Below are 7367 nucleotides of genomic sequence, written 5' to 3'. Positions count from 1 at the left end.
TATCGGAAATATACTTCTGTTTTTTGAAAGCGTTAACCTAGATAGCTATATGAGCCATTTTTCGGGGCCTTATTTGAGCGATCAGCGGTCATTGAGATTGGATAAATTTTAAAAATAACCAATATAGTTTATAAATACAGCAACCCAGACGACTGAACATATCAATAGAGCAATTAGTACTGCTGCGGAGCCTAAATCTTTAGCGAGACCAGACAATGGATGAATTTCTAAGCCAACTCTGTCTATTGTTGCTTCTATTGCTGTATTAACAATCTCTGCGAATATCACAAATAAAACAGAGATTAGGAGCATGACCTTTTCGTAAATACCTATCTGCCAAATAGAAATAATAGTTAGCGATAAAGCAAGTAATAAAAGCTCTTGTTTAAAAGCAGCTTCATTTTTGGCAAGCCATTTAAATGCACGCTGTGAATTTTTAAAAGCTAAAAATACTCGATTAATACCTGACGGCTTATTTACATTATCAAACTGCATTGGGAATTCCCTCATTGTAGGCTTCGGCCTTACAGGCGTTAAAAATATCGTATATAGGTTGGTATTGGTTGCTATTTACATGAGTTAATCCAAGCAAAGTGTCAAAAATATTGTCGTGTGAAAATGTTTTTGAGTGTTGCAACTCAACACAGCGATTGAATTCAGAGTCAGTAAGCTTATTACTCCAAAAAATCATTGGGATATGAGTTTGCTCGGTTGGTGCTAGTGCATAAGGAAACCCATGAAGGTATAAGCCTTTTTCACCAAGTGACTCACCGTGATCTGACACATACAAGAGTGATTTTTCCGTTTCGTTACTTTCTTGTAATACTTTTATTAATTCGCTCAATACCCTGTCTGTGTATGCAATAGTGTTATCATATGTGTTTGTTAGCTCTGTTGTAGTACAGTTCTGAATATCGCTTCGATCGCAGTCAGGTTTAAACAAACTTGCGTGTTCAGGGTAACGACGATAATAAGTTGGCCCATGTGAACCTATCATATGTAGAATAATCAATTTATGCTTAACGTTACTTTTAGCTATTCTGTCTTTGAATTTCGAGACTAATATTTCATCAAAACAGTAATCACCGTCACAGAGCGAGTGCTTTTTGTTCGGCTCAATGTTTTCTGATTTGACGCGAGCACACACTCCTTTACAGCTGCTATTATTATCAATCCATGTCACTTCAACACCACTACGCTGGATAATGTCTAGGACATTTTCTTGACTATTAGCAAGGCGCGAATCATATTCTTTGCGATTAAGCCGTGAAAACATACAGGGCACGGAGATAGCCGTTGCCGTTCCACATGATGAAACATCACTAAAATATTTCACGCCTAGCTTAGAGGTATAAGCATTCGTTGCTCTACTATAGCCTTGCAGTGAAAAGTTAGCAGCCCGAGCAGTTTCTCCTACAACCATTACTGTTAGCGAGGTGGTCGTTTTATTTTCTAAAGCTGGTAAATTATCAAGTACCTTAAAAGGTAGGGGGGGGTAAAAGTAATTATCTCTCAAATATTTATAACCCGCTGTATAAAAAGCAAACGGGGTGATATAGCTTGTAAGCTGTCGGTTATTACGCCCTACAGAAGCGTACTCTTTATAAAAGGTTGCTGCTATTAAAGCACAACAAAGCAAAGCAAATAGATTTAGCTTCACAAAGCTCTTTAAACGTACTCTAAAACTACCAATAATTATGAACTTGGAAAATAAGTAAGTAGGTACAATTCCTAATAAAACTACAAATATTACAAGCTGAAAATTTAAATATGAAAATGCTTCACCTGAGTTTGTCTCAACAATATTTTGTAACATGCTTTTGTCAAAAATAACGCCATAATTAAGTGTTGAATAAAACAATAATGAGCAAAGTAAAACGCTAAATAAAAGTACGGGTTTAACAAAAGTAACTAAGGACAACCAACTCAAAACTAAAATAGTCAATGAGAAAAGCATTAAAGGAATAGACGTGATAAAAAGCCAATTTATATGGCCTGGCTGTGTTGCAGCAATAAAGGTGTTGTATAAAAACAAGCCATTAAATACGATAACAATATACATCGAAACTAAGCAAACGAAATGACTATAACTTACATGCCAAGACGAAATGTTAAAAATTTTAAAAGCATTTTTCATAATTATTCCTTATCGCTATTTTTATCAGCTAAACGATAAAGCTGCTCTGTGTAAGCTAAGTTGCTAAATAACACATGAGCGAGTGCTTTTTCAGCTAACGTTTTATCTGCGTTTTCCGGTTTATTTCTTTTTTGTATTTTGGTTTTTTTGTTATAGCGCCAATAGCTAGTTTGTTGATTTGGCATTAGGATGACAGCGCGATCATTTTCTAGGTATGCAAAATTGTCGTAGTACTGCATCATCACGCGTTCAACTGGATAATTTTTGGTGAGATCAAAGCCCACCATTGGAGTTGCTTGTTCAATTCCTAAAAGTGACAACAAAGTAACTGGTAGGTCAATTTGACTAACAAGTCTTGAGTCGCGTTTAGCCTTCATATCGCTGTTTAAAATAACCGCAGGTATGTGAAAAGACTTTAAAGGGACGGGCTCAGAGCCAAAAACACGCACATCATGGTCTGCCACAACCAAAAATACGGTGTTTTTCCAGTACGATTGTGTTTTTGCTTTATTTATAAACTTCCCTAGTGCGTAATCTGCATACTTAATTGCAAGATCACGTTTATAGTTTTCAGGGCTATACCCTTCAGGTAGCGATACCTTACCTTGTGGGATGTCAAATGGATCGTGATTGCTCGAAGTAAATACAAGACTAAAAAATGGCACTGCCGCATTACTTAGTTTAGTCAGTTCCTTATCTGCTTGTTGGAATAAGTCCTCATCACTCGCGCCCCAAGATGAGATAAACTGAGGGTTTTCAATGTGGTTGATGTCAACAATATCGTTAAATCCGTTTCCTAGGAAAAAGCTTTTCATATTGTCAAAATGACTTTCACCGCCGTAGATAAATTGGGGAATATAACCTTGTTGACTCAATACATCAGCTAATGAAAAAAAGTTATGCTGGGATTTAGATAGTTTAACTACCGAGCGAGATGGAGATGGCATAAAGCCAGTGGTAATTGCTTCAATACCTCTCACGGAGCGCGTTCCCGTAGCATAAAGGTTGTCAAACCCCCACCCTTGTTGATATAGCTCATCAAGTTCAGGAGTTATACCTAACCCACCAAGTTGTCCAACAAATCGGGCACCTAAACTTTCCTCAAGTATAATTACTAAGTTTTTTTTAACTCCAGAAACAAAAGGTTTGTTGTGTGCCAAGGTCGGAATATTTCCGGTGACAAACTGCTTACGATAAGAAGCCTTTTTGACTATATCTATAACTTGCTGATGAGGCATTGTGCCATACAAATTGCTAGCACTTTTTTCGTTACCCATGTTTTTCAGCGCAAACGCAACACTGTAAGTGGAGTTAAGAACAAGTGAATTTACTAGTGAATCTTGAGAAAAATAGACTAATGCAGGGTTAAGTGGCCGGTGGCTCAATGTACCTCTGGCAGCAAGGAAACAAAGTATTAAAACACCCATAAGAATAGATAAATTAGCTACTTTTTTCAGTGGCTGTACTTGTGGTTTTGTGAATGCTCTATATAAAAGGCGATAGCTGTAAATACTTGTTATTGTCGCCACAAGTAATGTACTTAGCATTGCTAAAAGGTGACCATGAATTAGCATCGAGAATACTTCTTGTGGGTAATCAAGATATTCAATATATAACCGGTTAGGCCTTACATCATATTGAGTGATGAATGCAGCTGTTGATGTTTCTAAAATAACAACAACAGTCGCAATAATGCTACCGTAAAGCGAAAACATGCGCTGGAATAGCTTTGTTTTAGAGCGTGCAATTACATGCAGCATCAATATCAGCACTCCAATAGTTGCTAAGTATCCAACGCTACTTAAGTCTATTTTGATAGCACCTGAAATGACTGGCCAAATATCACCATCATTTAATCTTGAATGTTGCCATATCAATAGCCCAATTCGGGAAGTTATAAAGATTGATAACAATATAAGTGTAAAACGTAACAAGGGTTTTAAAACGGAAGTATTTGCTGACATAGTTGTACTCGTCTTTAAAAATTGCAGCAATACTAAAAATCGAAACTTAAGAAATCCTGATGATAAACTTAATAATGGCTATACTATAAAAACTTAAGGAAGCCTTAAGTAAAACTTAAGTTATATAGCGTAACCTAGTGATTAAGATGTATTTTCAGGTGAACGAATAGAACATGAAGTTATTAATAATTGAAGATTCAGGGTCACTGCGACGTAGTTTACGGGTTGGCTTAACAAATTTGGGCTTTGCGGTGGATGAAACCGGTGATGGCTCACAAGGGTTGAGTATGGCAATGACAGGTGAATATGAGCTTGTAATACTTGATATTATGCTACCTAGTATCGATGGCATCACTGTACTGCAAACCATAAGAACAAAACAGCTTGATACTAAAGTTTTAATTTTATCCGCAAAGCAAGAACCTGAAGACCGCGTTTTAGGGCTTCTAACCGGAGCGGATGATTACCTCACTAAACCTTTTTCATTTGATGAACTTCACGCTCGACTCTTAAATTTAATGCGTCGTGGTGGACTAAAAATGGTCAGTGATATTATAGTTATTGATAATTTAGCCCTGAATTTACAGTTAAAACTGCTAAAAGTTTCTGACAACGTTATTGATTTAACACCCAACGAGTACAAAATTGTCGAATGTTTATTTAGCAATCAAAATAAAGTGTTTAGTGCGGAAAAGCTAAGTACCTATCTTGCAGGACAGTATGATTTAATATCGAAAAACTCGATTGAAGCCCATTTATCATCTGCTCGTAAAAAAGTAAGAGTTGCAGGGGGAGAGCTACCAATTCAAACCAAACGTGGCTTTGGTTATATTGTGCAAGGGCAATGATGAAATCTATTCGCAGTAAACTAGTAATTACTCTCTCAGTAACTATAACAGGGTTAGTTTTATGCATATTGTTGGCCACTGATATTGCTGTTGATAGCTGGATAGACAATGAGTTTGATCGCAGCCTGCAATCTAAAGCAGGTATGTTAAAGACCTTAGTAAATAAGACCGATAATGGTTATTCCTATAATTTTTCCAGTGAGTTTATGCCTGAGTTCGCAGGAGAAGTTGAGCCCGAATACTTTCAAATATGGAACAAAGAAGGTACCTCCATCCGCTCAAAAAGTTTAGATTTATTTGAGGTTAAAAACCTACCATTTGAAAACTTGGAAATTGGCGAATCAAAAATACGACCTATTCAACTACCTGATGGTCGAGATGGCCGAATTTTTTACAGTCGTTTTATACCACAAGTAAAAGATAATGCATCAGTTGACACCTCTAAAAAGACAGACGGTGAGTCAATGATTTTAGCTTATACAGCATCCTCTGAGGAAGTTGATTTTGTACTTTGGTTGATTGACGTTATTTTTATAGTCACGACGATTACAGTTATTGTATTTATTCGATTGTTTGTCAGAAAGGCCATAGATACATCACTTGCGCCATTGGTACAATTAAATAAGGATATCAGTCAGTTAAGCATTATCAGTGAAGGCTCAGAGATATTTATAAAAGAGCCAGTTAAAGAGCTCTTGCCAATTGTTGAAAGTTTAAATGCCTTTATTAAAGAGAACAGGCAACTTTACCTAAGAGAGAAGCGCCTCACATCAGATATTGCCCATGAAATAAAAACGCCCATTGCCGAACTAATTAATATGGCAGAAGTCTCCATACGGTTTCCAAATGAAAAAGAGCTCAATGATGACTTTAAGCCTGAAGCTTTGAAGATAAGCCTGAGACTTAAAAATATAGTCTCAAATTTATTGCTATTACATAAATACGGGGGAGGTAAGCTGAACAAGCGAGATGCCTGTGATTTAAATCAAGTTATTAGCAGAATACTGGAAACCCATGATTTATCACGTGTAAATTTGCAGTTGGATGAAAATGCACCAGCAATTATGAGCAACTTGTTTGCCCTTGAATCAATTTTTAGCAATTTAGTTAACAACGCGAAACAATACAGTCCACTCGATTCAAAAATTTTAGTCTCCACGAGAGTTGTAAGGGATAAAAACTTAATATTATCAGTTACTAATTCCCTTAATGAACCTTTGAATGATAGCGATATAGACCAATTATTTGACCCATTATGGCAAAAAGACACTTCAAGAACATCGATTGATAACTTTGGATTAGGGCTATCAATCGCTAAGACGCTTAGTAAAGCAATTGATGCGCAATTAAGCGCGAAAGTTAGTGACAAAAAAATTACATTTTCTTTAGCCTTAACTACGGATTAGCTTATTCACTAACTACATAGAAATAAAGGCTGGGGTGTACAATTATGTGAAGAGGCTCCTATATACTTAATTTTCTGGCAGCTATAAAACAATCAACACCTTTTCTGCGGCTTAGCTGGGTGTTGTTATCACTGTCCGCTCATGGAATAAATGCGTCTGTTCGATTTGATTGACTTTATTTGTTCAAATCTGACAGTTTTGGTTAGATCTTATTAAATGAATACATTACGCGCTTATCTTGTTAAGCAAAAATGCTAACTAAATCACTGTTAAAAGAAAGTCCGCTTAAGCTATTTTCATTAACCAGAGATTTAAACGCAGCATTACAATAAAGTGCTGTCCCACCTTGCATGCATGATTTAAAAACAAGATTTTTGTCTGATTTAAATGATAAGGATTTGAGGCCATCCTCAATACCATTCAGGTAAGCCTTTTCAGTAAGAGATTCGTCTTCTTCTTCGAAAACGAGTGGATTAAATAAAATTAGCTCTTTATCACACCTAAGCGGTATAAACTCCCCGTATACTTGCAGATAGTTCCCTAGGGCAATATACGCTTTTTGGTTCAAAACAAGGTAATTCGTAAATAAGTTTACGTCGTAGGCTTGCTTTAAAGCTTCTTTTTCAACCTTGCAGCTAAATCCGTTTTTGACTATATCCGTTATTCTAGTTTTGCCGCTTGGAAAGCCAATCTTGGCTAATATTACTGCTTCTTTATAACTGAGGTTATTTTCTTCGGCAATTTGGTCTGCCATCGATACGATATCTAGGTCAATTATATCGTATGTTCTATCTGGTTTGTGTAATTTATAAATATCGAGTTCCTTTCCCATAAGTAATCCTTTGTGAAGTAATATTTGTGCTTATTAAAGATTAATGAAGCCAGAATATCAACTCCTTCGGCAACGCAAACAGAATCTTATTGAATATTAGCCAAATTTTATTAGGCTGGATTACTAAGGGAGTGCGCGTTAGTTATACCTGTACTCTATTCATTTATTAGCTTTTACTGT

At 36.3% G+C, this 7367-nt stretch carries 6 protein-coding genes; 2 read left to right on the top strand and 4 right to left on the bottom strand.

What is annotated here, in order from left to right:
* Nucleotides 1-108 precede the first annotated feature (108 nt).
* The 3 genes from B2R65_RS13040 to B2R65_RS13030 are packed head-to-tail and all read right to left on the bottom strand — an operon-like array spanning nucleotide 109 to nucleotide 4101.
* Nucleotides 109-495: a diacylglycerol kinase gene (locus B2R65_RS13040; protein ID WP_024032690.1), complete on the bottom strand. Its 387-nt coding sequence runs from the start codon at nucleotides 493-495 to the stop codon at nucleotides 109-111.
* Entirely contained in the window at nucleotides 485-2137 is a 1653-nt protein-coding gene (locus tag B2R65_RS13035) for a phosphoethanolamine transferase (RefSeq protein ID WP_096042867.1), read from the bottom strand. Before B2R65_RS13035 ends, B2R65_RS13040 begins: the two co-directional genes overlap by 11 nt.
* Nucleotides 2138-2139: 2 nt before the next feature.
* Nucleotides 2140-4101 (bottom strand): LTA synthase family protein, encoded by a 1962-nt coding sequence (locus B2R65_RS13030; protein WP_286743292.1) that lies wholly within the window; start codon nucleotides 4099-4101, stop codon nucleotides 2140-2142.
* 173 nt (nucleotides 4102-4274) lie between these two features.
* On the opposite strand from B2R65_RS13030, the gene B2R65_RS13025 reads away from it, so the two are divergent.
* Both B2R65_RS13025 and B2R65_RS13020 read left to right on the top strand, forming a co-directional pair.
* Complete coding sequence (locus tag B2R65_RS13025; RefSeq protein WP_024032693.1) at nucleotides 4275-4949, top strand: response regulator transcription factor; 675 nt, start codon at nucleotides 4275-4277, stop codon at nucleotides 4947-4949.
* Nucleotides 4946-6355: a sensor histidine kinase gene (locus B2R65_RS13020; protein ID WP_223866400.1), complete on the top strand. Its 1410-nt coding sequence runs from the start codon at nucleotides 4946-4948 to the stop codon at nucleotides 6353-6355. Before B2R65_RS13025 ends, B2R65_RS13020 begins: the two co-directional genes overlap by 4 nt.
* A 241-nt stretch (nucleotides 6356-6596) precedes the next feature.
* Here the strand turns inward: B2R65_RS13020 and B2R65_RS13015 are convergent, their stop codons facing one another.
* Nucleotides 6597-7187 (bottom strand): hypothetical protein, encoded by a 591-nt coding sequence (locus B2R65_RS13015; protein ID WP_055018897.1) that lies wholly within the window; start codon nucleotides 7185-7187, stop codon nucleotides 6597-6599.
* Nucleotides 7188-7367 lie beyond the last annotated feature (180 nt).

Source organism: Pseudoalteromonas sp. UBA2102, assembly GCF_002331165.1.
Lineage (GTDB): Bacteria > Pseudomonadota > Gammaproteobacteria > Enterobacterales > Alteromonadaceae > Pseudoalteromonas > Pseudoalteromonas atlantica.
This window is presented reverse-complemented; position numbering and strand designations above follow the sequence as displayed.